At 72.1% G+C, this 25,439-nt stretch carries 19 protein-coding genes and 1 pseudogene; 7 read left to right on the forward strand and 13 right to left on the reverse strand.

The window, feature by feature from the left end; genetic code table 11:
* Positions 1-123: 123 nt before the first annotated feature.
* Positions 124-388 (reverse strand): annotated as a pseudogene (locus JG540_RS10405) (hypothetical protein); the annotation flags it as partial.
* Positions 389-566: 178 nt separating this feature from the next.
* Between JG540_RS10405 and JG540_RS07640 the strand changes: the two are divergent.
* The gene (locus JG540_RS07640; RefSeq protein WP_200275091.1) at positions 567-1,448 is read left to right on the forward strand and encodes an Abi family protein; all 882 of its coding nucleotides are present in this window, start codon (positions 567-569) and stop codon (positions 1,446-1,448) included.
* A gap of 113 nt (positions 1,449-1,561) precedes the next feature.
* Here JG540_RS07640 and JG540_RS07645 read toward each other — a convergent pair whose 3' ends face one another.
* Positions 1,562-2,278 carry a DNA alkylation repair protein gene (locus JG540_RS07645; RefSeq protein WP_200275093.1) on the reverse strand — a complete coding sequence of 239 codons (717 nt, stop codon included), beginning with the start codon at positions 2,276-2,278 and terminating at the stop codon, positions 1,562-1,564.
* Positions 2,275-2,463, reverse strand: a complete 189-nt coding sequence (locus JG540_RS07650; RefSeq protein ID WP_200275095.1) for a hypothetical protein — start codon at positions 2,461-2,463, stop codon at positions 2,275-2,277. Before JG540_RS07650 ends, JG540_RS07645 begins: the two co-directional genes overlap by 4 nt.
* A 235-nt stretch (positions 2,464-2,698) precedes the next feature.
* Here JG540_RS07650 and JG540_RS07655 point away from each other — a divergent pair, with 235 nt between their 5' ends.
* Both JG540_RS07655 and JG540_RS07660 read left to right on the forward strand, forming a co-directional pair.
* Positions 2,699-3,382: a hypothetical protein gene (locus JG540_RS07655; RefSeq protein WP_200275097.1), complete on the forward strand. Its 684-nt coding sequence runs from the start codon at positions 2,699-2,701 to the stop codon at positions 3,380-3,382.
* A complete protein-coding gene (locus JG540_RS07660) occupies positions 3,379-3,690 on the forward strand; it encodes a transcriptional regulator (RefSeq protein ID WP_200275099.1) in 312 nt (103 codons plus the stop codon). Before JG540_RS07655 ends, JG540_RS07660 begins: the two co-directional genes overlap by 4 nt.
* A gap of 116 nt (positions 3,691-3,806) precedes the next feature.
* On the opposite strand, the gene JG540_RS07665 is transcribed toward JG540_RS07660, so the two are convergent.
* Together JG540_RS07665 and JG540_RS07670 are read right to left on the reverse strand one after the other, a co-directional pair.
* Entirely contained in the window at positions 3,807-8,363 is a 4,557-nt protein-coding gene (locus tag JG540_RS07665) for a hypothetical protein (protein WP_200275100.1), read from the reverse strand.
* Positions 8,356-9,201, reverse strand: a complete 846-nt coding sequence (locus JG540_RS07670; RefSeq protein WP_200275101.1) for a DUF4132 domain-containing protein — start codon at positions 9,199-9,201, stop codon at positions 8,356-8,358. The genes JG540_RS07665 and JG540_RS07670 overlap by 8 nt, the downstream gene beginning before the upstream one ends.
* Before the next feature lie 151 nt (positions 9,202-9,352).
* Between JG540_RS07670 and JG540_RS07675 the strand changes: the two genes are divergently transcribed.
* From JG540_RS07675 to JG540_RS07685, 3 genes are read left to right on the forward strand one after another with little or no spacing between them, the layout of a single operon-like run.
* Positions 9,353-10,453, forward strand: coding sequence for an ATP-binding protein (locus JG540_RS07675; protein WP_200275102.1), 1,101 nt, complete (start codon positions 9,353-9,355; stop codon positions 10,451-10,453).
* 11 nt (positions 10,454-10,464) lie between these two features.
* Positions 10,465-13,875, forward strand: coding sequence for a DUF5682 family protein (locus tag JG540_RS07680; RefSeq protein ID WP_234042743.1), 3,411 nt, complete (start codon positions 10,465-10,467; stop codon positions 13,873-13,875).
* Complete coding sequence (locus JG540_RS07685) at positions 13,872-15,566, forward strand: hypothetical protein (protein ID WP_200275103.1); 1,695 nt, start codon at positions 13,872-13,874, stop codon at positions 15,564-15,566. The genes JG540_RS07680 and JG540_RS07685 overlap by 4 nt, the downstream gene beginning before the upstream one ends.
* A gap of 314 nt (positions 15,567-15,880) precedes the next feature.
* On the opposite strand, the gene JG540_RS07690 is transcribed toward JG540_RS07685, so the two are convergent.
* The 3 genes from JG540_RS07690 to rpmE all read right to left on the reverse strand — a co-directional run bounded on the left by JG540_RS07690 (position 15,881) and on the right by rpmE (position 18,451).
* On the reverse strand, positions 15,881-16,834 hold the full coding sequence (locus JG540_RS07690; protein WP_267977963.1) for a N5-glutamine methyltransferase family protein: 954 nt from the start codon (positions 16,832-16,834) through the stop codon (positions 15,881-15,883).
* 113 nt (positions 16,835-16,947) lie between these two features.
* Positions 16,948-18,039 (reverse strand): peptide chain release factor 1, encoded by a 1,092-nt coding sequence (gene prfA / locus JG540_RS07695; protein ID WP_200275105.1) that lies wholly within the window; start codon positions 18,037-18,039, stop codon positions 16,948-16,950.
* A gap of 199 nt (positions 18,040-18,238) precedes the next feature.
* A complete protein-coding gene (rpmE, locus tag JG540_RS07700) occupies positions 18,239-18,451 on the reverse strand; it encodes a 50S ribosomal protein L31 (protein WP_200275106.1) in 213 nt (70 codons plus the stop codon).
* Between the two features lie 247 nt (positions 18,452-18,698).
* On the opposite strand from rpmE, the gene JG540_RS07705 reads away from it, so the two are divergent.
* Complete coding sequence (locus JG540_RS07705) at positions 18,699-18,932, forward strand: hypothetical protein (RefSeq protein ID WP_200275107.1); 234 nt, start codon at positions 18,699-18,701, stop codon at positions 18,930-18,932.
* A 238-nt stretch (positions 18,933-19,170) separates the two neighbouring features.
* On the opposite strand, the gene rho is transcribed toward JG540_RS07705, so the two are convergent.
* The 5 genes from rho to JG540_RS07730 all read right to left on the reverse strand — a co-directional run bounded on the left by rho (position 19,171) and on the right by JG540_RS07730 (position 25,396).
* Entirely contained in the window at positions 19,171-21,105 is a 1,935-nt protein-coding gene (gene rho, locus JG540_RS07710) for a transcription termination factor Rho (protein WP_407648362.1), read from the reverse strand.
* A gap of 420 nt (positions 21,106-21,525) precedes the next feature.
* A complete protein-coding gene (locus JG540_RS07715) occupies positions 21,526-22,518 on the reverse strand; it encodes a permease (protein ID WP_200275110.1) in 993 nt (330 codons plus the stop codon).
* A 62-nt stretch (positions 22,519-22,580) separates the two neighbouring features.
* Positions 22,581-23,405: a TIGR03943 family putative permease subunit gene (locus JG540_RS07720; protein WP_200275112.1), complete on the reverse strand. Its 825-nt coding sequence runs from the start codon at positions 23,403-23,405 to the stop codon at positions 22,581-22,583.
* Positions 23,406-23,480: 75 nt separating this feature from the next.
* On the reverse strand, positions 23,481-24,206 hold the full coding sequence (locus JG540_RS07725; RefSeq protein WP_200275113.1) for a CE1759 family FMN reductase: 726 nt from the start codon (positions 24,204-24,206) through the stop codon (positions 23,481-23,483).
* Positions 24,203-25,396 (reverse strand): CE1758 family FMN-dependent luciferase-like monooxygenase, encoded by a 1,194-nt coding sequence (locus JG540_RS07730; protein WP_234042745.1) that lies wholly within the window; start codon positions 25,394-25,396, stop codon positions 24,203-24,205. The genes JG540_RS07725 and JG540_RS07730 overlap by 4 nt, the downstream gene beginning before the upstream one ends.
* Positions 25,397-25,439: the final 43 nt, after the last annotated feature.

Raw genomic sequence — 25,439 nt, forward strand, 5'->3', positions numbered from 1 at the left:
CTGCGCACCAGAAGCACTTGTAGCGGCCTCGCCCCACCCACTGACTTGTGCATTTCGGCGCGAGTTGTGCCGGAATACCGCACCACTCGCGCCGAAATGCACAAGTGGAGGCGAGGGAGGTGTGCGCGCCAGGTCTGGCAGGACCACGCCGACGGCGTCGGTGCCAGCGACTGTGAACCTCTGGCGGGTGAAGGCGTTGGCCTGTGGACGATGTCCACAGCATCCGACAGACCGGGAACCTCTGGCGGGTGAGCGCGTCAACGATGGCCTGGGCTCAGGTGGTGTGGCGTCTGGCGCCGTGGGCCTTGAGCTTGGCGTCGATCCGCGCCCGCCCGGCCTTCCTCAGCGCGGCGGGGGGTGGGCCGGGCGCCACTCGACGAAGGCCCGCACCCAGGATCGTCCGTCGGAAGCTAATGTGCTATACTTCAACTAACCGTTCAGCCCGCCTCGACTCCGGTCGAGAGTGGGCTGGATTTCTTTCCGGCCCGGGAACGGCGATGTAACAGAGGTCAATCAAGCCTGCCACAACGATCGAGGAACAGATCAAGCTGCTTCAAGACCGCGGCATGGATATTGATGAGGCCCTGGCACAACAGTGGCTCACCAACGTGAGCTGCTACCGGCTCTCGGCGTACTGGTACCCCGCCCGCACACGAGATGAGCGGGGAGCAAGAAGCGACAGCTTCCATGAGGGCACAGCCTTCAAGGACGTGGTTGCACTCTATGAGGCTGACCGGAGGCTGCGCACACTCATCCACGACGGCATGGAGAGGATCGAGATCACCATGCGAGCCCGCATCGGCGAGCTCTTATGCGCTGACGACCCACTCGCCTACAACGAGCCGCACAGGTTCCGCAGCAACTTCAACCACGCATTGTGGATAGAGACTGCTCGCAGGAGAATCGACCGCGCGAGAGGCTGCAACGAGTCCATCAGGCACTACCGTGACGAGTACGGTGGCAGGCACCCTTTCTGGGTGCTGGCGGAGGTGCTGGACTTCTCTGACCTGTCACGCCTTTTCCAAGGACTGCATCCTCAGGGCCAGCACAGCATCGCCGAAGGTCTCGGCATCGTCATTGACCTTAGCGCGCTATCAATAAGCCAGCGACGCAGAGTTATAAGCAGCTCACCGTTTACTAGCTGGCTGGAACAGCTCACTATCCTGCGCAATACCTGCGCGCATCACGGCAGGGTGTGGAACAAGCACTTTATACCTGCGACCACGGCAGCACTACGCACCCAGCACGCGCTCTCCAGCCTTCCTGAGGGTCAGAGCGAACGGATCTTCGGATCCCTAACCGTTATGGCCTACCTGCTGCGCGTGACGTCTCCGGGGACGACCTGGCCCGAGAAGGTTGCCACCCTGGTCAACGACGACTTCCTCCCAAACCCTCTCGTGTCCCCCGGCAGCCTAGGTGTCCCAGCGAGCTGGAGCAGGCGCCTGTAGTTAGAAGAACCTGCCACATCCTCTACCCTTATCAACCTCTGCAGGCACCCCTTGTCAACCAGCTGACCAGAAGCTGGCTCAAGACCCGTAAAGGAGTCGTACAGCAGCCGTCCTTACAGGTGCTTCAGGGCCTCGCGGCGGCTCAACGGGGACAGGTCCGGGTGGCGCTCGACGAAGGCCCGCACCCAGGTGGGGTCCGTGCGGGCGTAGTCGCGCAGCGCCCAGCCGATAGCCTTGCGGATAAAGAACTCACGGTCATGCTGGTTGGCCTCGATAACCTCCGTGAGCAGGTCCAGGTCCGTGCGGTCCTTGTGCTGGAGCTGGCAGATGATGGCGCTGCGGCGCACCCACAGGTCGGGGTCGCGCGCCCAGGAAAGCAGGGTCCCACCCGCCTCCGGGTGCTCCAGCAGCACCAGCCCAACCGCGTGGCTGGTCTCGTCCACCAGGTCCCACCACTGGCCGGTGCGCAGCAGGCGCTCGTACAGGTCCAGGGACTGCAGCCGACCGGCGTGCGCCGTCGAGAGCCGGGCGCGGATAACCGACAGCACCGCGAAGCGCTCCTCACGGTGCTCCGCCTGGTCCCACAGGAGCCGCAAGGTCGTCTCCCAGGTGACGGCGTCCACCCACAGCCCCGGGTGCGCCCGGGCAGCGGCCACGGCGAGGGCCCGCACCTGGGGCACCCCCACCCCGTACATGGGCATCTCCGACTTGAGGTACCGGCGCTGCTGCTCAGCCCGCGCCGGATCCCCTGCCGCCGCAAAGTCAGCGCGCAGCCCGTGGATGAAGGCTCCCGCCTCCTCGGCGAGCCGGGTACCTGCCAGTGGACTCATACCGTCACGATAGCCGCTGCCGCCGCGTCATCAGCGCAGCTGCAGCTACGACGGCGGGGCACCAGCACTCCCCCGCCGTCGTCAGCCCGGGAGCCCACCCCTGGCCGGTCAGCGGCGGGCGTGCAGGCAGCGGTCAGAGCCCCTACTGCTACCCACCAAGAATCGGCCACGTGGTCGATCCGCATGATTCCGGGGCTCGCCCACCTGGAACCCCACCAACAGGCCCCGCAGACGCGCAACGGCGTCCCGCCAGGCCGGACCACCAAGCCAGCCTGCCAGGCCAACCCACCAACCAACGAGGACCAGCCCACCATCCTCGCAGAACGCAAGTAGTTGTCACTCTGGAAAGTGCTTGCTAGAATTCAGATCATAGGGTACCGCCCCTCCAGCACCAGCCACACCAACCCGCAGGAGAACACCATGGACACCAGCAGGACCCCAGGTCGGAGCACCTATCTCCAGGCCCCCGGGCGCATCTTTATCGCGCTGAGCATCGTCGCCGTCGCCGCCTTCATCGTCGTCGGTATCGTGACAAAGGACCCGGCGATACCCTTCATAGGCACGATCTGCACCGCTTCTCTCGCTGCCGTCCCCGCCCACCGCGCCCGTCAGGTGGAAGAAACAGCCAATGAGGTGGAAGCGGAGGCCCCCCTCCTGCCACCCACCCCCTCAGCCCAGCAGCTCGACGCCGCACAGGCCCGAGCCCTCCTCATGCAGGCCGAGCGCCTGGGCGCCTCCACCCGCTCACGCGCGAGCGCGGCCCCGAGCCTCTTCCTGCTGTCCCTGGGATGCCTGTGCTCGATGCTTATCGGCGCCCTGCACCTGGTCGCCCTCACCGATGAGAGCCTCGTGTGGCTACCGCTGGCGGTCTCCATGCCCTGGCTGGCTATCCTCCTCATCGCCTTCGGCGCCTTCCACCGGTCGGCCAAGGCGGGCTTCTCCACACGGTGGCTCCAGGTGATGACGGCCTGGGGCGTCCTGTGGCTGCTCATCATGCTCGGCATGACCATCCTGTGGAGGGGTGAGCTCTGGTTCGCCCTCACCGGTATCGGGGCCATCACCGCGGTGACGACGTGGGGCGCCTGGCGGGAGGCCCGGAAGTGAGCGCCGAGCAGCACACGCAGCACCCCCGCCATCGGCTCAACGACGCCCTTATGCACCCGGTGCGCTTCTCCCTGGCCGCTGCGCTGGCCTCCGCTGAGGAGATTGACTTCCCCACCCTGCGCGACACCCTGCAGGTCTCCGACTCGGTGCTCAGCCGGCAGGCCTCCCAGCTTGAGAGCCTCGGCCTGGTGCGCATCAAGAAGGGTTACGTCGGCAAGCGGCCCCGCACCTGGATGTCCTTGACCGCGGAGGGCCGCACCCAGTGGCAGGCACACCTGGAGGCCCTGCGCGCCATCGCCGAGGGATGACGGCGGCCGGAGGCGGGCGGGCGGCGCCCGTCTTCTCCCCGTCATCAGCGACGGCGCCCCAGGCAGGTCCTCGGTGGGCGCCCGCGCAGGCTCCCGCGCAAGCACCCGCCCAGCAGTTACCGTCTGCGGTAGCGCTCGGTGCGCAGCTCCGTGTAGCCGGGCCGGTCACCGTCCTGGTAGCGCCGCCAAGCATCCTCAAAGAGCCGCCGCATGGTGGTCAGGGGCACCACCACCCCCAGGTTCGGCGTCACCCTGGGCCCGTCGGACAGGTCGTAGAAGGGAGCCTTCCACACTTCCAGGGGCAGATGCGGGCGAGAGGCCTCCAGCCAGCCTCCCGGCAGGAACAGACGGCGTCCCGCCCGCTCCCGCTTGGCCTCTATCACCAGGCCCTGCTCCAGCAGCGGAGCGCCGGCGGCCAGCCGTTGCGCCCTGGTCCAGCCGTTCCACTCCTGCACGCGCGCTTCCGTCGGGTCGCTCAGGGCCAGCAGCTGCAGCCAGTAGCGGGCTGGGTCCTGCTCCAGGCCCAGCACCCGGGACACCTCGGCCACTACCTGCGGGGCGGAGGCCAGCGGGTCCTTCGGGTGCCCGGAAGCCTCCACCAGCAGGTCCGCGGCGATCTCGTCATAGGATCCCACCAGCACGTCCAGGCGGTAACGCAGCAGCGAGAACAGCCTCTCCCCGCCTGGCACCGCCGCCAGGATACGCCGGTCCTTCTCCCAGTCCCTGGACTTGCGGGGGTTCCACACCACGCCGCTGCTGGAGCCGTTCCAGGTGAGGCTCCAGCCTGCCACGGTGTCCACCGTCCCCTCAGGGGTGGTCTCGTCCACCTTAGGCAGACCCAGCACGGCCCGCAGCCCGCTGTCATGGTCTATGAGCTCCAGGCTGCTCCTCGCAGCGTGCTGGCGCATATCCGTGTAGACCTGCGCCAGCCAGGCGGCGAGGTCACTGCCGGGCCGAGCCTGCGTGACCGCCCAGAGCCAGATGTCCAGGTACTGGGTGTCCGGCTCCTCACCCAGGTCCCGCAGGCGCTGCGCCCCGTTCCAGGCGAAGGCGCTGTCGGCAGCGGAGAGGAGCTCTCCGGGCAGGTAGAAGGGGCGGGCCGCCCCGGACAAGGAGAGCCTGCTCTGCTCACGCCGCCAGGCGGCTATCACCGCCTCCACGTCCAGTCCCTCACGCACCAGGCGCAGCGGGTCCGCAGCCCCCGCCTCCACCAGGCGCAGCAGGGTCTCACGCCCCAGGCCATCCAGGAACTCGCGGCCGCTACGGGCCTCCTTGGCCTTCAGCCCCAGCAGCTCCCGCAGATCCTTGCCCAGGAAGTTGGCGGAGCTAGCCCACTGCTCCGGCAGTCCCGCCAGCAGCAGGGCGGCGGCGGCTGGCTCCCAGCCGGTCCCCTCCGCCAGGCGGGTCACCTTCTGCGGGTCCCACGGGGGTGCCCCCTGCTCCAGCAGCACCCGGAAGGCCTCCAGCAGCACCCCGGCCTCCAGCCCGCAGCCGCGCATCACCACCTTGGTGGGGCGCCAGTCAACGAACCTGGGTACGCCTCCGGAGGGCGAGTAGAAGCGGGCTGCCGTGGCCCAGGCTGCGAACACAAAGTTGCTGCCGATCAGGACGGCGGGCCCTCTTCTTGTCCTCACCACCCGGGCAGGCACCCCGGCAGCCTCGGGCACGTCCAGACCAGGCACGTCAAAGACGCAGCAGCTGGGTGAGTAGATGCCCGCGTCCACGACGTCGCCAAAGGCCGCCGCCGCCTGGAGGACCACCTTCCGGGGCGCCAGGGGGCGGGTGGCGGAGAAGAGCAGGGCCAGGGGGTGGGTCAACAGGTAGGCGGTGTTGAACCTCACCGAGATCAAGGGGATCTCCGCACCGGCCAGGCGTCTGCCGATGTCCAGGGTCCCCTCACGGTCAGTGGTGCTGTCCCCGGCGCCGGTGGCCCAGCCCATGAGGCTCGTGGAGGCCTCCCCCAGGAAGCTGCACGGTGCCTCCGGGGTGGCTTGCAGCCAGGTCTGGGGCTCGCTGACGATCCGCTTGACGCGCGCTGCGGCCCAGATGACGGCGTTCACCAAGTCTGCGTCCTTGCTCCGCAACAGCAGACTGGCAGCTAGGCGGGCCTTCCAGTTCAGGACCCGGGAGGCGTCCTCCTGGCTGCTGGAGTCAGCCCCGCTCTTGTTCTCCAGGTGCTTGGCTGCCGGAACCACCGCCAGCAGCATGGCGGCCTGGGCCGGGGTGACGGCCCGCAGGCGGGCGCTCACGGCGGCGTTACGCACCTGGAGCTGGTGCCAGCCCGCCCAGGGCAGCCGGTGCAGCAGGTGCTTACAGCCGTCGGCACCAGCGGCGGGTAGCAGGGGCGCCTGGTCCTCCTCCCGGCACAGACCGTCCCAGCTGGCGATCCAGGCGCCTCCGCCAGGCCGTTGCAGGCGTCCCCTCAGGAGACTGGTAGTGGAGGAGACCGTAGCCTGCCCGTCGGCGTCCAGGTACAGGTACTCGGCGTCGCGACTCAGGGCCACCCAGACGTGGCGTCCGGCCGCGGTGGAGAAGCAGGAGGCCGACGTCGTCGGGTAGGTCGGGCACCAGGTGGTGTTGTAGGGCTTCAGCTCCCAGCCCTCCCGCAGGTAGGGTTCCACCAGCCCCGCCAGAGGGCCGGGCAGTGACCGTCGGCCCTTGGTGCCGGTGTCCGGGTCCACCTCCCGGACCTCCCTGCCGTCCGCCCAGTAGTGGGTCCCCTCCTGGAACAGCCGGGAACGGTAGTGGAAAGGGTTCTCCAGGTCCCCCGGACGGACCAGGTGCGCACCCACCAGGCGCCCCTCAGGAACGGGCAGGGTCAGGGTGGACCGAGAGTCCTGAAAGAAGGGATCCAGATCACGCTCCAGGCCCGGTCTGGTGGACCACAGCAGGACCCGGGACCAGGATTCAATGTATGCGGCGCAGGCGGTGGCCTCACCTACCAGCAGGTAGTCCCAGTCCTCATGATGGCTGGCGTGCCGGGGGGTGAAGGTGGCCTGCGCGACCCGTTCCTGGCCGTCCACCCAGATCACACGTCCCGCGGCAGCGACGCCGACGGCGGGGAAGGACTCGTGCAAGGTCACCTCGCCGCCCAGCGAGGCGGCAGCCGTCTCCAGCGCGGGCCAGGTGTACTCAACCAGCAGGCCGTCACGCAGGACCCCGGCAAGCAGCGTGGGGGTGTCCAGGTGCCGGGTCAGCTCCGCCAGCTGCCGCGGGTAGGCGGCGCGCGCCTGCGGGGAGAACAGGGGTTGCAGGCGGAGGCACTCCTGGTGCACCTCCACAGCGGTGGGGTGCTCCCCCAGCCGCGACTCGTTCCACTGGCCCAGGAGCCTGCGAGCACCCGGGTGGGCGAGCAGCAGGTCCAGGTGCTTCTTGGCCATCTCACCTGCTGCGGGCGCCGCGATACCGGCGTGCTCGCTGTCGGCCAGGAACCCCAGGTCGGGCCGCTCCTCCGCCGCCACCCAGGGCTCCAGGTCCAGGCGCCCGTAGGTGCGGGACTCGTCAAAGACCACCCGTGCCCCCGTCTCCAGCAAGGCGTCCAGCAGCTCCGGCTGGAGGCGGTTCAGGAGGCTGCGGAGCCGGACCTTCTGCCCCGCCAGGCCCGGTAGGCGCCGGACCAGGAGACTGAGCCGACGGGGGTAGGCGGCGTCCTCGGTGTTCTGGAGCGCCCGGGTGTAGCGCTCTGCCCAGGCGCGTGCGTCAGAGCGCCCCTCCAGCAGCTCTGCCACAGCGCCCGTGTCCTCCAGCAGCCCCACCCAGTCGTCAGAGGGGACGGCGGCGGGGACCAGGGCGAGCAGGGCCTGCCTGGTCTCCGGCTGCTCGCGGACCAGGGCCACCAGTGGGGACTTAAAGCTCTTCCAGAAGGCCGCCGGGGCCTTCTCCAGGGCGGGGGAGCCGATAACCGCCTGCAGGAACTGTGTCAGCGCCTCCTGCTGGGGGACCTTGGCGGCCCGGGCGAGGCGGCGCAGGTCCGTGGCCAGACCCCCGTAGGGCGGCATGCCGCCCTTGACCCGCTCGATGTTGAGCCGCAGGAAGCTCTCCAGGGCGGGCTCCGGCGCCTGCCGCTCCAGCAGCGCCTTGGACTCCGCGCTCAGCTCCTTGGCGCTCAGGGCTCCCGCCAGGGCGAACTCCAGCATCGCCTGGCGGTGCCGCTCCTCGTCGACGGCCAGGTTGTGGACGCGCTCCGCCTCCCGGGCCTTGCCAAAGAACTGGGCGGCATAGTCACGGTTGTCGTGGCGCAGGAAGATGCGGGCCGCCTCCTCCAGGAAGGTCGGCAGGAAGTGGGGGGCGCTGTCCCCCAGCGTCTTCGCCAGCCGGTCCAGGCTGTCCTTGGCGTTGCCCGGCTTGGTCCGTGCCTGCTTCGCGACCCGCCGCAGGTCCCCCACCAGGTTCAGGGCGTGGTGGGCGTTCTGCGGGTCGTTGACTATGGGCCAGGCGGGGAAGCCGATGGCGCGGCTGCGCACGTAGCCGACGCTAGTACCCCCGGCTGGGGTGAAGAACAAGGTCTTCAGGGAGAGGTCTTCTGCCTCCACCAGGTTGTCCTGCACCAGGCGCACGACGGTGCGCCCGGCGAGGGCGGGGTGGGTGTAGGCGCGGGCCTGCAGCCCGGTGAGCTCCGGCGCCGCCGTGGTGGACACGCCCCCAAGAGCAGCCACCTGCGAGTCGTCAGTCATCTGTGTCCCTTTCCACGGTGCGTCCGGCGTAGACGTGGGCGGCCATGCGCACGCCCTCCGAGTAGGCGACTGGACCAACCTGTCCCACCGGCAGGACCCTGTCCGCGCATACCCAGTGCAGGTCCCCGGTCTCGGTCTCCAGCTCCGGGGCCTCCGCCCCGATCCAGTAGCGGGCGGTCACCAGCTCGCCGTCCTCGTGGACGGGGCAGACCACGTAGCCGCCGGAGACCTGGAAGCCTGCGGCCAGGGCGCGGCCCGTAGCGAAGCGCAGCTGCTTGAAGGTGCCACCGGACCAGTCCTCCAGGGTGGTGTGGTCGGCCTGGGCCGGGTCGGGGCGGTGCACCTCCCGGAAGAGCTGGTCGAAGCGCTGCTGAATGCCCAGCTCAGCGGCGAACTCCCGCAGTCCCTCCAGGTCCGCCAGGGTGGCGGGGTGAGGGATAAGGACCGTGGCGTCACTGATCCGGGCAGTCTCACCGTCCAGGTCCACCACGCCCAGGCCCGCCTCGTCGGCGGCGCGCAGGAAGCCTCCCAGAGTGCCGTCCGCGGTGGCGACGACGAGGTCGGTGAGCCAGGAGCGCCAGGCCTCGTCCGGCCACACGGCGGCGATGACGGCGCGCGGCACCGGCAGCGAGCGCAGGAGCCAGAGCTCCACGGTCTGCCCGGCCTCGACGTCGTGCTGGTGCAGGAATGACAGGGCGGAATCCAGATTCTTCCAGGTCTGGGTCTTCTTGGTCGCCGCAGGCACCGCCTTAAGCACCCTGCCCTTGCTGCTGCGGGCGACGATCCGGCCTGCCCGGATGCTCAGCTCGTGGCCGGAACCGGCGGGGATCCACTTCATCAGGGTCTCCTGCTCTGTGACACGACACTGGGGCAAGCCTGCCGAGTCTATCTGCTGTGGCACAGCCCACGGCTCCGATAGCCTGTCCGCACCACGGTTCCCGGCCCCACGCGCAAGCCCGTCCTCCCGCCCATTAAACAAAGGAGCCCCGATGCCTATCCCCTCCGCTCCCGGCGTGCAGCAGGTCCCGCCCCCCGAGCTGCGCTACGCCGAGGAGCTGGAGCGCCTGGCCCAGGTGCCTGGCCCCCGCCCCCCGGGCTGGCGCCTGACCCCCACAGCGGTGGTCGCCTTCGTGTGCGGCAGCAAACGCCTGCGGGTGAGCCGCAAGCTCGTGGGGGACCCGGCCCTGGTGGAGCGCTGCGTGGTCACCCTGGCCGGGGAGCGGGCCCTGCTGCTGGTGGGTGAGCCGGGCACCGCCAAGTCCATGCTCTCGGAGCTGCTGGCGGCGGCGGTGTGCGGCACCAGCGCCTTGACGGTGCAGGGCAGCGCGGGCACCACGGAGGACCAGCTGCGCTACGGCTGGAACTACGCCCAGCTGCTGGCCCGCGGCCCCAGCGCGGAGGCCCTGGTGCCCTCCCCGGTCATGTCCGCCATGAGCACGGGCCGGGTGGCGCGGGTGGAGGAGATCACCCGCTGCCTGCCGGAGGTGCAGGACGCGCTGGTCTCCGTGCTGTCGGAGCGGCGCCTGGCGGTGCCGGAGCTGGGCGAGTACGCGGTGCACGCCGCCCCCGGCTTCTGCCTGATCGCCACCGCGAACCTGCGGGACCGGGGGGTCACGGAGATGAGTGCCGCCCTCAAGCGCCGCTTCAGCTTTGAGACGGTCCGGCCGATCCGTGACGCCCAGGCGGAGATCGCCCTGGTCACGGAGCGCACCCGGCAGGTGCTGGAGGCTGCTGGGGCTCCCGTGAGCGTGGACGCCGTCGTGGTGGAGACCCTGGTGACAGCCTTCCGGGACCTGCGCTCGGGAGTGAGCCAGGAGGGCTGGGCGGTAGAGCGGCCCACCACAGTGCTCTCGACGGCGGAGGCGGTGGCGGTCTCGGGGTCCATCGCCCTGGCCGGGGCCTTCTTCCCGCACGCCCGCGACGGCGTGCGCCAGATCCCGGGCCAGCTGCTCGGGGCGGTGCGCAAGGACGACGCCGAGGACGGGGCCCGGCTGCTGGCCTACTGGGACGCGGTGGTCAAACGGCGGGCCGCGGAGGGGCGCCGCACCTGGAAGCAGCTGTGGGAGCTGCGTGACGTGCTGGCGGACTGAGCAGGCACCCGGTGGGCAACAGCGTGGAGCGGGAGGCGGCCCCGGGACCGGACGCCCAGGCGGCGGTCGCGGACCTGGCGGGCTGTCGGGCCCCGTTCCTGATCGGGGTGCGGCACCACTCCCCCGCCTTGGCGGTGGCGGTGCCCGCGCTGCTGGAGGACTTCAGCCCGGAGGTGCTGGGCGTGGAGCTGCCTGTGGAGGCGGCTCCCTGGCTGGAGTGGCTGACGCATCCCGCCACCACGGCGCCGGTGGCCCTGGCCCTGAGCGCCGAGGCCGACGCCGGGCTGAGCTTCTACCCCTTCGCGGACTTCTCCCCCGAGCTGGCGGCCCTGCGCTGGGCGCGACGGCGCGGCGTGCGGGTGGTCTGCCTGGACCTGCCGGCAGGCGTGCCGCCGCAGAAGAAGCAGGCCGGGCAGGAGAAGCAGGCCGGGCAGGAGAAGCAGGCCGGGCAGGAGGCGCAGCCGGACGAGGGCTCCGGGCCCGCCGGTGACCCGCGGGGGCGGCTGGCCCTGGCGGCGCGGGCGCGCAGCGAACCCACAGACTTCCAGGAGGGCTGGGACCGCCTGGTGGAGGCCCACGCCCCGGCCTCCACCCCCGAGCAGATACGGGTGGCGGCCCTGGCGCAAGGCTGGGCACTGCGCCTGGAGGAGGGGCAGCCTGACGCCCGCACCCGCGCCCGGGAGGCGTGGATGACGGACGTGCTGGCCCAAGAGCTGGCAGCCGGGTGCCGGGTGGCCGCCGTCGTCGGGGCCTTCCACGCGCCCGCCCTGCTGGCGCCCCGTCGGGCTGCGACGCTGCCACAGGCCTCCCCGGTGCGCTCCGCCCTGGTGGGCTACTCCTTCGCCCAGCTGGACTCCCGCTCCGGCTACCCCTCCGGTATCCGGGACCCCGGCTGGCAGCAGCTGGTGCACGACTCCGGCCTGGACCCACGGACGCTGCAGGAGCAGGCCACCCAGGTCATCACCGCCGTGACCCGCTCCCTGCGCGCACAGGGGCACCCGGCCGGACCCGGTGAGGCCACGGAGACCGCCCGCACGGCCCTGGACCTGGCGACCCTGCGGGGCCTGGCCGCCCCCTCCCGGCGGGAGCTGATCGAGGCGGTCACCAGCGTCCTGGCCCAGGGCGAGGTGCTGGGGCGGGGCCGGGCCGTGGCCCAGGCCCTGGAGCAGGTGCTGGTAGGGCGGCGCCAAGGCGCCGTCGCCCCCGGGGCACCGCGCTCACCGCTGCGGGAGGCCGTGGCCGGGGAGCTGCAGGCCGCCCGCCTACCGACCGCAGGCAGCAAGGAGCTGGTGCTGCTCCCCGCGCGCGGCGGCCTGGCCCTGCGCCGCACCGTGCTGCTGCACCGGCTGCAGGCGGGCGGCATCGTCTACGGCCACCTGCAGGAGGCCACCACCACGCGCGGCGCGGAGACGCTCAGCCAGACCTGGCAGCTGGCCTGGAGCGCCGCGACAGAGGCCAGCATCGACCTGGCTGGGGCCAGGGGGCTGAGCAGCGAGCAGGTGGCGACCACCAGCCTGCTGGCCCGCCCCGCCACCAGCCTGCCCGACGCCGTCGCCCTGCTGCGGGAGGCCGCCGCCTGCGCCTGCCCGGCGGCGGTGGAACGGGCCCTTGACCTGCTGGGCCCGCAGTCAGCCAGTGTGAGCTTCGCCCGGGCGGTCACGGCTCACGCCGCCCTGCTCGACGTGGCCCGCGCACACGTCCCGGGGGCCCAGTGCCTGGCCGGGTCGCTGCGGGAGGCGGCGCAGGCGCAGGCCACCGTGTTCACCAGCGCCGCCGTCCGGGAAATCAGGGGCGTGGCAGGCTCGGACGACCCGGCTGACGCCACCGCCCTGGCCACCTTCACGCAGGCGGGAACAGACTGCGGACTGTCCCTGACAGCCGCCCTGCGGACCCTGGTGGCGCAGGGCTCCCCCCTGATGCAAGGGGCCGCCACCGGGCTGCTGCTGGACGAGGCGGAGGTGGCGGGGCTGGTGGCCTCCTGGCTGGACGCTCCCACCCCACCGGCCCGCCGGGTGCTGCGCCGTCGCCTCACCGGGCTGCTGGCCGCCTGCGGGGCCCGCTTCGACACGGCCCCCGCCACCCTGGCGCTGGTGGAGCGGGTCGGTACCCTCCCGGACGCCGAGTTCACCGCCATCCTGCCCGCCTTGCGGGGCGGCTTCGACCTGCTCAGCCAGGAGCAGCGGGAGCAGCTGCTGGCAGGCCTGGCCCCGGGGCTCAGCCAGGGAGGGAGGCTGGTGCTGCCCCCGGAGGAGACCGTGGCCGTGGCCCAGCAGGACACGCAGGCGCGCGCCCGCCTGGCGGCCCTGGGGTTGGCGGACCTGGCCTTCAGCCCCGCTGAGCGCTGGCGCCTGGTGCTGGGCACCAGCCGCGAGCGCCTCTCCCCCACCGGGCGACGCCTGGCCTCCGCCCTGGACGAGCTCTACGGGCGGGAGGGCACGGACGCCCTGGACGCCCGCCAACGGGGCGTGGGCAACGGCCCCTCCCAGCTGGGGGTGCGCCAGTGGGAGGAGGAGATCACGGCCCTGTTCGGCCACGGGCAGATCGAGGAGGTCTTCGGGCAGGCGGCTGAGCGGGGCCGCGGCGACGTGCTGGAGAGGCTCAACCCCGATTCCGTGCGCCCCTCGGTGGATCTGCTGACCACGGCCCTGTCCCTGACCGGGGCGCTGCCGGAGGCGCGCCTGTCCCGGCTGCGGCCCCTGGTGGCGCGCCTGGTGGCTGAGCTGGGGCGGGAGCTGACGGTGCGGCTGCGCCCGGCGCTGACCGGACTGGCCGTGGGCCGCCCCACCCGGCGTCGCACCTCCCGGCTGGACCTGGAGCGCACCCTGCGCGCGAACCTGCGGCACGTGGCCAGCGTGAACGGGCGTGCCCAGGTGGTGCCGGTGCACCCCGTCTTCCACGCCGCCCAGACCCAGGAGGTCGACTGGCACCTGGTGCTGCTGGTGGACGTATCCGGGTCCATGTCCGAGTCGGTGGTCTACTCGGCGCTGACGGCGGCGGTACTGGCCCAGTCGCCGTGCCTGAGCGTGGACTTCCTGGCCTTCAACACGGAGGTCATCGACTTCACCGGGCAGGTGGCGGACCCGCTGGCCCTGCTGCTGGAGGTGGAGGTGGGTGGCGGCACCGACATCGCCGGGGCGGTGCGGCTGGCGCGCTCGCGGGTGCGGGTGCCGTCCCGCACCCTGGTGGTGCTGGTCTCTGACTTTGAGGAGATGGGCTCCCCGGCGGCCCTGGTGGCGGAGGTGGCGGCGTTGCACGCCAGCGGGGTGACCCTGCTGGGCTGCGCCGCCCTGAACGACGCTGGCACCGGGGTGTACAACGTGGGGGTGGCCGTCCAGGTGGCGGCGGCCGGGATGCGGGTGGCGGCGGTCTCTCCCCTGGACCTGGCCCGCTGGGTGGGCGACGTCGTCCGGGAGGGCTCGTGACCCGGATCAGCCCGGCGGTGCAGGCCGCGATCGTGGACGCCCTGAGCCCTCGGGTGCACAGGCGGGTGGACGTCTACCTGGCGGAGCCGCCGCAGGTCGGGACGGTGACGGTGGTGGGTGAGGCCACCGTGACGGTAGCCGAGGTGGAGGTGGTGACCAGCCCGGAGCAGGTCCGCTGCAACTGCCTGCTGGCGCCGCGCTGCGCCCACCGCGCCGTCGTCGCCCTGCTGCTGGAGCCCAGCGAGGCGGAGGAGGGGCAGGCGGCGGGGACGGCTGCCGGGGAGACTGCTGCCGGGGCCGGCTCGCTTGCGGGGACGGCTGCCGGGACGACGGCGGGGGCGGCTGCCGGGACGGGCTCGCCTGCGGGGGCGGCGGAGCAGGAGCTGCGGCTGACCGCCGCGCAGCACCGCGTGGCCACCGAGGTCCTGGAGCGCCTGGGCGGGGTGCTGCTGACGGGCACGAGCCGCCTGGGGGCCACCAGCCGGGCCGCGCTGGCCCGGGACCTGCACCTGCTGCGGGCGCACAGCCTGGTGACGGCGGACCGGGCGCTGACAGCCTTCGTGCAGCAGCTCGGGGGCGGTGCCCGGCAGCGTGCCCAGGCCCTAGCCACGGCGCTGCTGAACCTGCACCAGGTGGTGGCGCTGGGTGCGGGCGCACCGGTGGGCGACCTGTTGGGCTCCGCCCGGGGCAGCTACCGGGAGGTCGGCGCCCTGCGCCTGGTGCCACTGTACGCCGAGCCCGTGCTGGCGGCCTCCGGCTTCTCGGGGGTGCAGGTGGTGTACACCGACGCCAGCGGGGGCACCTGGTCGGTGGCGCGGCTGCGGCCCGGAGACGGCTCAGAGGTGCAGAGCGTCTACGAGGCGGAGAAGGTGTGGCAGGAGCTGAGCGTCCCGCTGCTGCGCCTGTCCCGGCACAGGCTGCTGCTGGCACGGGCAACGGCGCGGGACGACGGGCGCCTGGGGGCGGGGGCGCAGGTGCGGGCGAGCCTGGGGGCGGCCGGTACCGGCTGGGACCAGGCCCGGGCACCCTACGAGGTGGTGGAGGCGGAGATCAGTGGCGGGAACCGACGCGGCCTGAAGGTCGGGGGCCGGTTCCTGGCCCTGCGGGAGGCGGCGCGGGCCCGCGGGGCAGGGCTGGCCACGGAGCTGTTCGGGGCGGCGCGGGGCACCCGGGTGCGGTGCCTGAGCCGCGCAGGCGAGCTGCTGGGCCTGAGCGTCGTCTCCGGGATCATTACGGTGCCCGCAGCCCTGTCAGGCGTGTGGTGGCCGGGGCTGGACGTGGTGAACCGCTCCTGGGTGGGGGCGCTGCCGCCGGAGAAGCCGCTGCCAGAGAGCCCGAAGGCGGAAGACCTGTTGGCAGGGGACCACGGGCCGCAGGAGCCGCTGACAGAGGCCCACGGCCCGCAGGAGCCGCTGACAGAGACGGGGTGGACGGGGGACGGCCCGGTTGAGGTCCGCCAGGTCACGGCCCGCTGGTGCCAGCGGGTGCTGGACGCCGGGCCCGCCGTGCTGGCCTCGCCCGCCCTGGAGCGGGACCGGCAGTGGCTACGAGCGGCTGGGGCGCCTTTCGCGGCGGAGCTGCTGGGGGGCCTGGAGGCCGCCAGGCACGTGGGGAGCCGTCGCTTCGACGGCACCTGGCAGGCGGACGCGGCGGAGCTGCGAGGGGCCTGGCTGGCCCTGAGCCAGTACTGAGCGCGTACTGGGCAGGTACCGAACAAGTACCGGGCTGGGGCAGTGCCGGGAAGGTGCCGTGCGGCCTGGGCCGGGGTCCCGGCAGCCCACCTCCTGAACAGAACAGCTACCTGGGCCTGCGCGACGGGCCCCTGGCTGAGGCACTGGCCCCCGCCGGACTGATGCGGCGGTCCGCCCCTGGCTAAGGCGCTAGCACCCAGGCCTAGGCGGCACCCCACCTCTGGCTAAGGCGCTGGCTCCCTGACTGAGGCAGCACCCCCGCCCTGGCTCAGGCACTGGCTCCCTGACTGAGGCAGCGGCCCGCCCCAAGGCAGTCAGCGCCGTGCCCGCAGGTAGCGGCCCCGGCCGGTGAGGTCCTGGCCGGTGCGCACCTGCCTGAGTCCCGCAGCGGTGGCGACGGCGCGCAGGGCCGCCCCCTGCCCGGCGTCGTGCTCCATGACCAGCAGCCCGCCGGGGCGCAGGAGAGCAGCAGAGCGGCGGACCACCGCCGTCGGCACCGCCAGGCCGTCCGCTCCCCCGCCAAACAGCGCCCGCTCGGGGTCGTGCCGCGCGGTCTCCGGGTCCTCCACCGCCCCGGCGGGCACGTAGGGCGGATTCGACACGACGACGTCCACGGTGCCGTCCAGCGCCGCGAGGGTGGCGGGGGCGGTAGCGTCAGCCTGGACGACCTCCACCCGGCCCGGCGCCAGGCGCTCGCAGTTCTCCCGCGCCAGGGCAGCAGCCACAGCGTCGATCTCGACGGCGACCACCCGCGCCGTCGGCACCTCTGTGGCCACCGCCGCCGCGATCGCCCCCGAACCCGTGCACAGGTCCACCACCAGCGGCCCAGGAACCAGCGCCGCCTCCCCACTCACCGCACCGGACGCGGCCCGCACCGAGGCCCCGTCCGCGTCCCGGTGGCGCGCGGCCAGGTGGCGCGCGGCCCCGCCGTCGGCGCGCTCCCCCGGGCTCTCCGCCTCCCGGGCGAGCCCTCGCGCAGCATCGATCGCGGCACCGGCCACCACCTCGGTCTCCGGCCGCACGATGAACACGCCCGGGCGCGCCCGCAGCTCCAGGCCCCGGAACCACATGCGTCCGGTGATGAGCTGCAGCGGCTCACGGGCGGCCCGCCGTGCAACAAGCGTAAGAAAACGCGTAGCCTCCGCGGCCCCGACGTCGTCGACCATGACCAGGGGCCTGCCCACCACGAGATCGGCCAGGGCGCGGGCGTCACTCTCCGGCGAGCTCACCCCCGCCTCCGCCAGGGCCCGAGAGGCGTCACGGACCAGGCGGCGGAAGGCGTAGCGGCCAAGCGGCTGGGCCGAGCGCCCGTCCCGAAGACCTAAAAGAGCCTGCGGCCAGTCGCGGGGCGCACCCGCCCAGCCCTTCTCCTGGCTCCCTGTCACCCCTGGTCCCCGAAGGCCGCCAGCCGCTCGGCCTCGTCCAGGGCGATGGCGGAGGCGATGACGGGCCCCAGGTCGCCGTCGAGCACGGCGTCCAGGTTGTAGGCCTTGTAGCCGGTGCGGTGGTCGGCGATCCGGTTCTCCGGGAAGTTGTAGGTGCGGATGCGCTCGGAGCGGTCCACGGTGCGCACCTGGGAGCGGCGGGCGGCGCTGGCCTCGGCCTCCGCGGCGGCGGCCCGCTCAGCCAGCAGGCGGGCGCGCAGGACCCGCAGCGCCGCCTCCTTGTTCTGCAGCTGGGACTTCTCGTTCTGCATGGATACGACGATGCCGGTGGGCAGGTGGGTCAGGCGCACGGCGGAGTCGGTGGTGTTCACGGACTGGCCGCCGGGGCCGGAGGAACGGAACACGTCGACGCGCAGGTCAGCGGGGTCGATCTCGATCTCGCCGGGATCGTCGACCTCCGGCATGACCAGCACCCCGGCGGCGGAGGTGTGGATACGGCCCTGGCTCTCGGTGACGGGCACGCGCTGTACGCGGTGGACGCCGCCCTCGTACTTCAGGTGCGCCCACACGCCGTCGGGGGGCTCGGGGGTGGTGCGGGCCTTTATGGCCAGGCGCAGGTCCTTGTATCCGCCTAGGTCGGAGTCGGTGGCGTCCATGACCTCCACGGCCCAGCCCTGCCGCTCGGCGTAGCGGGTGTACATGCGGGCCAGGTCGGCGGCGAACAGGGCGGACTCCTCCCCGCCCTCCCCGGCCTTGACCTCGATGATGACGTCGCGGGCGTCGTCGGGGTCCCGGGGGATCAGGACGTCGCGCAGGTGCTCGGCGGCGGCGGTCTCGGCGGTCTCCAGGGCAGGCAGCTCGGCGGCGAAGTCCGGGTCCTCGGCGGCCAGCTCGCGGGCGTCGGCGGCGTCGGCGGCGGCGGCCTGCCAGCTGCGGTAGGCGGCGACGACGCGGCCCAGCTCGGCGTAGCGGCGTCCCAGACGGCGCAGGGCAGCGGGGTCTGCGGCGGTGGCCGGGTCAGCCATGTCCCGCTCGATCTGGGCGTGCTCGGCCAGCACCGGCTCGACGGCGGCAAAGTCCTCGCTCACGCTCTGCTCCTTGGGTCTTAAGAGTTTGTTGGGGGGCGCGTCCCCGGGGTGCCTAGCCGGACTGACCGGTCTCGCGGTGCATATGTCCCGGTCTCGCGGTGCATATGTCCCGGTCTCGCGAGAGGGGCGGCGAACAGGGGTGGGGACGCGACGACGCCGACGGGGTCCGGGGACCAACCGTCGGCGTCGAGCAGGCTGCTTACTTGGTGCGCTTGCCGTAGCGGGCCTCGAAGCGGGCCACGCGACCACCGGTGTCGAGGATCTTCTGCTTGCCGGTGTAGAAGGGGTGGCACTCGGAGCAGACGTCCACACGGATCTCACCGGAGGTGACCGTGGACTTGGTCTCGAAAGTGCTGCCGCAGGTGCACGTGACGGTAGTGGCCACGTAATCGGGGTGGATCCCCTGCTTCATGGTATCTCCTAGCTTCAGAGGGCACCGGGTCCCGCACGGGGTCGCACAGGTGAACCGGATACCAACAGCAGAGGATATCGGCTTCGTCGCCAGCCAACAACGGCCCCGCCCGAGCGGACTGGTGAGTTCAGGCACCTCAGAAGCCATTGATGTAACTCCAGTCACAGCAGTAGTAGTATGTCCCCGCCAGTGCCGCAGCCCTCCCCCTGCCGGCCGCGGTCCAGACCTACGAGAGAGGACCACCCAGATGCTCTACAAGTACCTACGCGCCAACCGTCACGGCGCCGTCCTGGCCAGCGCAGCCCTCCTGGTCTTCTTTGGGGTCATCTTCTACCAGGACCATCCTGGGAAGGCCGGGGTCATCATGCTGCTGGCAATGGTGGTGCTCGCCGCGCACCTGCTGGTCGGCCACCTGCTGAACGAGGCCCGCACCCAGGCCCTGGAGAAGGCGCTGAAACCCGTCAAGCCAGAGCAGGCCTGAGCCCCACCCCGGGGCAGGTCCGCGGCCGGGCCCGCCCCGGCCAGCTCCAGCCACCCCACCCCGGCAGGCGCCCGGACCGCACCCGACGGCCTGAGCCGGTGCGGGGCACCCCTGAGCCACTCTGCAACGCCGTCACCCGGACCGCACCCGCCAGCCCCGTCAGCAAGCCAGGGCCCTCCCGCTCACGGGAGGGCCCTGCTGCACGGTTGAGGCCTGGGCTGTGCCCGGCCGCCGCGGCTCAGTCGTCGGCGTCGGCCAGGGAGCTGCCCTGCGGCGTCGTCTTGGAGATGACCATGAGGAACTCCGCGTTGGAGCCGGTCTCCTTGAGCTTGCCCAGCACCAGCTCCAGGGCCTGCTGCTGCTCCAGCCCGGTGAACAGGCGGCGCAGGCGCCACATGATCTTGAGCTGGGCCGGGTCGATCAGGAACTCCTCGCGGCGGGTGGAGGAGGCCGCCACGTCCACGGCCGGGAAGAGCCGCTTCTCGGCCAGCTGGCGGGACAGGCGCAGCTCCATGTTGCCGGTGCCCTTGAACTCCTCGAAGATCACCTCGTCCATCTTGGAGCCGGTCTCCACCAGGGCGGTGGCCAGGATGGTCAGGGAGCCGCCGTTCTCAATGTTGCGGGCGGCCCCGAAGAAGCGCTTGGGCGGGTACAGGGCGGAGGCGTCCACACCACCGGAGAGAATGCGCCCGCTGACCGGGGCGGCCAGGTTGTAGGCGCGCCCCAGGCGGGTGATGGAGTCCAGCAGCACCACCACGTCCTGCCCCAGCTCCACCAGGCGCTTGGCCCGCTCGATAGCCAGCTCGGCCACGGTGGTGTGGTCGGAGGCCGGCCGGTCAAAGGTGGAGGCGATGACCTCACCCTTGACGGTGCGCTGCATGTCGGTGACCTCCTCGGGGCGCTCGTCCACGAGCACCACCATGAGGTGCACCTCCGGGTTGTTGATGGCGATGGCGTTGGCGATCTGCTGCAGCACGATGGTCTTACCGGCCTTGGGCGGGGAGACGATCAGGCCACGCTGCCCCTTGCCGATCGGGGAGACCAGGTCGATGACACGCGGGGTCAGGGCCTTAGGCGTGGTCTCCAGGCGCAGCTGCTCCTGGGGGTACAGGGGCGTGAGCTTGGTGAAGTCCGGGCGGCGCTTGGCCCGCTCCGGGTCCATGCCGTTGACCGTGTCCACGCTGACCAGCGGGTTGTACTTGACGCGCCCGGCGGCCCGGTTGCGGCGCCCCTGGCGTCCGGCGCCCCGGTGCGGCTGCTCGGACTCCCCGCCCTCGCGCACCCACCCGGTGATGGCGTCCCCGGGCCGCAGGCCGTAGTTCTTGATCTGCTGCTGGCTGACGTAGACGTCCTTGGGACCGGGCAGGTAGCCGGAGGTGCGCAGGTAGGCGTGGTTGGAGTCGGAGGCGTCCAGGATGCCCGCCACCGGCAGGAGCACCTCGTCCTCCCGGGGGGCGCGCTGGCCGCCGTCCTGGTGGCCCTGGTGGCCGCCGTCCTGGTGGTTCTGCCCGTTCTGGCGCTCGTCACGGCCCCGACGACGTCCGCGGCGGCGGCGTCCGGAGCGCCCCTCCTCCTCCCAGTCGTCCCGCTGGCCGCCCTGGCGCGCCTCACTGGGCTCGACCACGGGGGTGCCGGTTACGTCGGCCAGGTCACGCATCAGCGCGGCCTTGGCGTCCTGGTGCTCGGGGCCACCCTCCTGGCCGCCCTCAGCCTGGGCCCGACGCCGGCCACGGCGCGCACCCTCCTGGCGGCCCTGCGCCTCCTCGCCCCGGTTACGGCGTTCCGCCCGCTCGTTCCAGTCGGTGCGCGCCGGGCGCCGCTCGCGCAGGCCGCGCTCCGGGCTGGCAGCCGGCTCCTCCCCCTGGTCCCGCTCCCCCGCCTCCGGCTCGGTACGGGTCTGTGGCAGGTCCAGCAGCGGGGCGGCGGTGGGAGCACCGGCGGCCGCTGTGGCCCGACGGCGTCGACCGCGCCCGCCGACCGGCTCCGGGGCGCCCTCCGGGGCCGCCGTCGCAGCGGCAGCCGCCTGGCTCGGCTCGGCCGCGGAGGCTGCGGCCGGGGGCTCATCGCCTGCGCGGGCGGCCTTGATGGTGGCAACCAGCTCGCTCTTGCGCATCCGGGAGGTGCCTTTGAGGCCCATCTGGCTGGCGAGGCCCTGGAGCTCAGCCAGTCGCATGGCGGTCAGTGTGGTGGCTTTGGGGGAGGTCTCGGTCACGAGGGTCCTTACAGTGTGCTTTGGCTCCGGCAGATCCGGTGGCGTAGGGAGGGACCGTCCGGATAGGTCACGGGGAAGGTCCGGCACAGCGGGATCCCGGGGTTACACCACCGGTCCGAGGCTGATGCTGACGCGGGCCGCTACGGTCCTGACGCCAGGGAGAGTCTAACAGCATCCGGCAGCCTGTTGCATCCGGCTGCCAGCCGGAGCCACAGGCCCCTGACGGTCCCGGCGTCCTGCCAGGGCACCGGCCGACCTGTAGGTGCAGCAGCCCCCTGGCGAGGGCCTCACTCCCTCTGCGCAGCACAGGTACTGAGCAGCCTCGCGCCTGCCGGGCCAGGACGCCTGTCAGCGTGGGCTGCTGGCGGCCGGTCAGCCGCCTCAGGGCCAGGAGAGCAGCAGCGCCCCCACCGCACTGGCACAGGCCACCGCCACCGCCAGGGTCAGGGGCACGAAACGCAGCACGAATCCTCTGCCCCAGGCCCCGTACTGCATGGCCACCAGCTTGAGGTCCACCATCGGGCCCACCACCAGGAAGGCCAGCTGGGCTGTCGGGTGCACCCCCACGAAGGAGGCGGCCACAAAGGCGTCCGCCTCTGAGCACAGGCTGAGCAGCACCGCCAGCCCCGCCAGGACCAGCACCGCCACGGCCGGGTTCTGCCCCATCACGGACAGCCAGCTGCGCGGTGCCGCCACCTTTATCAGGGCCGCCGCCATGGCCCCGGCCGCCAGGTAGCCGCCAGCGCCCATCAGGTCGTGCACGGCTGCGGCACGGAACACCTCTGCCCGGCTGGCTCCGCCGTGCGTGTGGTGCAGCCCCTGCCCGCTGCCCTGCCCCCGCCCCAGGATGATCCAGACCCAACCGACCAGCACCGCGGCCAGCAGCGAGGCCAGCAGCCGGGCCCACACCATGGCCGGGTTGCCAGGGAAGGCGACGGCAGTGGAGACCAGCACCACGGGGTTCACGGCGGGACTGGCCAGCAGGAAGGCGTAGGCGGCCGCCGGTGGCAGACCTTGGCGGATCAGGGACTGGGCCACGGGCACCGAGGCGCACTCGCAGCCTGGCAGCAAGGTGCCGCAGGCGGCGGCCGCAGGCACGGCCAGCCGCTGGTCGCGGGGAGTGAGCCGACGCAGCAGGGACTGGGGCACCAGGGCCGCAACCAGCGCCGACACGAGCACCCCTAGCACCAGGAAGGGCAGCGCCTGCAAGGTGATCGCCACGGTTACGGCCGCCCAGGCCTCGAACGCTCCCCCGAGAGCCAACAGCCTGCCGGTGCGGCCTTGCAGCCCCAGGCACAGGGCCACGAGACCGGTGGCGGCAGCAGGGAGGAGCCAGCGGCCGGCGGCCGCCCGGCGAGCCACCTCCTGCGTCACCTCGCCGACCTCCGTGGTTGCCGGGGTCCGCGGGCTGGGTCCCGGTGCTGGCTGGCGGCCCATCACAGGTAGGGGGCCTGGGGCTGGGGCACGGGCTCCAGATGGGTGACCCGTATGGTGGGCAGCACCGTGCCCGACCTGGTGTCCACCACCCCGGTCACCTGGTACCAGCGGTCCGTCTGCGGCTCCTGGGGCAGGTCCTCCAGCACCACCTGGTAGGCGACGGCGTCGGCGGCGCAGCAGAAGATCTTGAAGCGGCCCAGGTGCCAGCCGCCGGTAGGGCCGGGCAGCGCCACTCCGAGCACGGAGACGGTGCGGCCCTCCAGGTCAGCCTTGTCCGCCAGGGTGTAGCGGTCGGCCAGCTCGTCCAGGGGCAGCTGGTTGACGGTGCCGGTGGGCAGCGGCGGGAGGACGGCAGCGCCGTCGGGGCCTGAGCCTGTAGTCGTGGCAACGCGCACCCGCAGGCTCTGCCGTCCGGTTCCTGGGGAGTCAGTGAGTCCGCCCGCTACCGCCGCGGAGGACATGTGCGCGGCTCCCAGGGGGCTGGGTGCGCACAGCACCACCAGGAGCAGGGGCACCAGCAGCAGCCAGGTGCTGGCACGGACCGGCGAGTGGGCACGGAGCACCTCGGGGCGGTCCAGGTCCACCAGGGTCCACAGGGACAGGACCACCAGGGCCAGCGCGGACACCAGGACCAGCGGCTGGAAGCGCGGCTGCAGGTACAGGTTGAGCCTGCCGTTCAATGACAGCACCAGGGCCGCCAGGCCCAGCACCGCCATGAGGGCAGCCGCCTGGACGGAACCTGCCGCGGCCCGACGCACCGGGTCCGGGACGGGCACCTGTAATGGTGCCCGTCCCGGACCCTGGGGCTGCTGGTGCCTGCTCATCCTGTCCTTCCTGCCGGGCCGGGCGGCGCCAAGTGGCGCGGGGCCCACCGGCCAGGCAGGCACCCTGCAGAAAGGTTAGCCCTGCTGCTCCCCCTTGCCCGTGCCCGGACTCAGGAGCTGCCCCATGGGCTTGAAGTCGCTCAGGGCGTCAACTGGCGCCTGGCGGCTGGTCTGGCCCACCAGCTGAGCCAGCTGCTTGCCCGCCCGCTCGATGCGGTTGGCCAGCGCCTCAGCACGATGCGTCTGGGAGCTGGTGTCCTCCCAGGCAGCCCCAAAGTCCTCGGAGGCCGCGAACACGGCGCTAGGTGCGGCCAGGGCACCCAGGTGGGCTACCAGGGGACGCAAGGCGGTCTCCGTGACCAGGCTGTGCCGGGCGGTCCCCCCGGTGGCCCCCAGCAGCACCGGGGCCCCCTTGAGGGTGCCCTCGGGCAGCACGTCGATGAAGGACTTGAACAGGCCCGAGTAGGAGGCCTGGAGGACCGGGCTGACCAGGATGACGCCGTCGGCGTCGCGCAGGTCCGCTACCACCTCCTCCAGGGCGGGGCTCAGGGCACCGCCGATGGAGGCGCCCGCGATGTCCACGGCCAGCGGACGCAGGCCGTGGGTCTTGACGGACGCCAGGCGGGAGCCTTCCTCCAGGGCCTGCCGGGTGGCCACGGTCAGACGCTCGGCGAGCATGGAGCTGGTCGAGGGGGTGCCCAGGCCTGCGTGCACGGCCACGATCCGGGCCAGCCGCCCAGCCTGGGAACGCTGCCAGGCGTCCTCGGTCACACGCGGCTCAGAGTTGTTGCTGGACGTCACAGGCGGACCTTCCTTCCGGTCAGGGGGTCGAACTCGTTGGTCAGCTCGAAGGGCTCTTCGGCTGGGGGCTGGCTGCCGGTAAGGGTCGCCAGGTGACGGGGGTGCAGCGGGGCGTCGGGCACGTCCTCGGGGCGTCCGCTCTCCAGCTCGGCACGCAGGGCGGGGACCACCTCGGTACCCAGGATCTCCAGCTGGCGCATGACCTCGGCGTGGGGGACCCCGCCCATGTCGATGAGGAAGGCCTGGCGCTGGTAGTCACCAACCACCTCACGGTAGCCCAGGTACTTCTCCACCACCTGCTCGGGAGTGCCGACGGCGAGCGGGGTGCTCGCGGTCATCTCCTCCAGGGAGGCGCCCTGGTAGACGTAGGTGTTGCGGAAGTAGGGGGTGTAGCGCTCAATGGCTTCAGCCTGGCTGGACCCCAGGAACACCTGGCCACCCAGCCCCACGAAGGCCTGCTCGGCGCGCCCGTGCCCGTAGTGCTCGAAGCGGCTGCGGTAGAGGTCCACCATGCGGCGCACGTGGTCAGCGGGCCAGAAGATGTTGTTGTGGAAGAAGCCGTCACCGTAGTAGGCGGCCTGCTCAGCGATCTGGGGGCTGCGGATGGAGCCGTGCCAGACGAAGGGGGCCACGCCGTCCAGGGGGCGGGGCATGGAGGTGAAGTCGGTCAGGGGGGTACGGAACTCGCCCTGCCAGTCGACGTTGGTCTGCTCCCACAGGGTCCGCAGCAGCTGGTAGTTCTCGACGGCCAGGGAGATGCCCTGACGGATGTCCTTGCCGAACCAGGGGTAGACCGGCCCGGTGTTGCCCCGCCCCATCATGAGGTCCAGCCGGCCGTCAGCCAGGTGCTGGAGGTAGGCGTACTCCTCCGCCAGGCGCACGGGGTCGTTGGTGGTGATGAGGGTGGTGGCGGTGGACAGCAGCAGGTCCTTGGTCTGGGCCGCGACGCTGGCGAGCAGGGCCACCGGACTGGAGGGCACGAAAGGCGGGTTGTGGTGCTCACCGGTGGCGAAGAAGTCCAGCCCGAGCTGCTCGGCGGCGATCGCCATCTCCACGGTGTTCTTGATGCGCTGGTGCTCGCTGGGCGCCTTGCCGGTGGCCGGGTCGGAGGTGATGTCCCCGACGGTGAAGATCCCGAAGTGCATACGGTTGCGCCCACGGGGGCTGCTGGAAGCTGTGGCGGTGCTCATGTCTCTCCTAGGGGGGCGCCCCGACAGGGGCCCCGGTCTGCCT

It is taken from the genome of Actinomyces weissii (genome assembly GCF_016598775.1).
GTDB classification, from domain to species: Bacteria; Actinomycetota; Actinomycetes; order Actinomycetales; family Actinomycetaceae; genus Actinomyces; species Actinomyces weissii.

Excerpts from the sequence above, each read along its gene's own strand:
- JG540_RS07640 (WP_200275091.1), top strand. The coding sequence starts at position 567 with ATGGATATTGATGAGGCCCTGGCACAACAGTGGCTCACCAACGTGAGC.
- JG540_RS07645 (WP_200275093.1), bottom strand. The coding sequence starts at position 2,278 with ATGAGTCCACTGGCAGGTACCCGGCTCGCCGAGGAGGCGGGAGCCTTC.
- JG540_RS07650 (WP_200275095.1), bottom strand. The coding sequence starts at position 2,463 with ATGCGGATCGACCACGTGGCCGATTCTTGGTGGGTAGCAGTAGGGGCT.
- JG540_RS07655 (WP_200275097.1), top strand. The coding sequence starts at position 2,699 with ATGGACACCAGCAGGACCCCAGGTCGGAGCACCTATCTCCAGGCCCCC.
- JG540_RS07665 (WP_200275100.1), bottom strand. The coding sequence starts at position 8,363 with ATGACTGACGACTCGCAGGTGGCTGCTCTTGGGGGCGTGTCCACCACG.
- JG540_RS07670 (WP_200275101.1), bottom strand. The coding sequence starts at position 9,201 with ATGAAGTGGATCCCCGCCGGTTCCGGCCACGAGCTGAGCATCCGGGCA.
- JG540_RS07675 (WP_200275102.1), top strand. The coding sequence starts at position 9,353 with ATGCCTATCCCCTCCGCTCCCGGCGTGCAGCAGGTCCCGCCCCCCGAG.
- rpmE (WP_200275106.1), bottom strand. The coding sequence starts at position 18,451 with ATGAAGCAGGGGATCCACCCCGATTACGTGGCCACTACCGTCACGTGC.
- JG540_RS07705 (WP_200275107.1), top strand. The coding sequence starts at position 18,699 with ATGCTCTACAAGTACCTACGCGCCAACCGTCACGGCGCCGTCCTGGCC.
- rho (WP_407648362.1), bottom strand. The coding sequence starts at position 21,105 with ATGCGACTGGCTGAGCTCCAGGGCCTCGCCAGCCAGATGGGCCTCAAA.
- JG540_RS07720 (WP_200275112.1), bottom strand. The coding sequence starts at position 23,405 with ATGAGCAGGCACCAGCAGCCCCAGGGTCCGGGACGGGCACCATTACAG.
- JG540_RS07730 (WP_234042745.1), bottom strand. The coding sequence starts at position 25,396 with ATGAGCACCGCCACAGCTTCCAGCAGCCCCCGTGGGCGCAACCGTATG.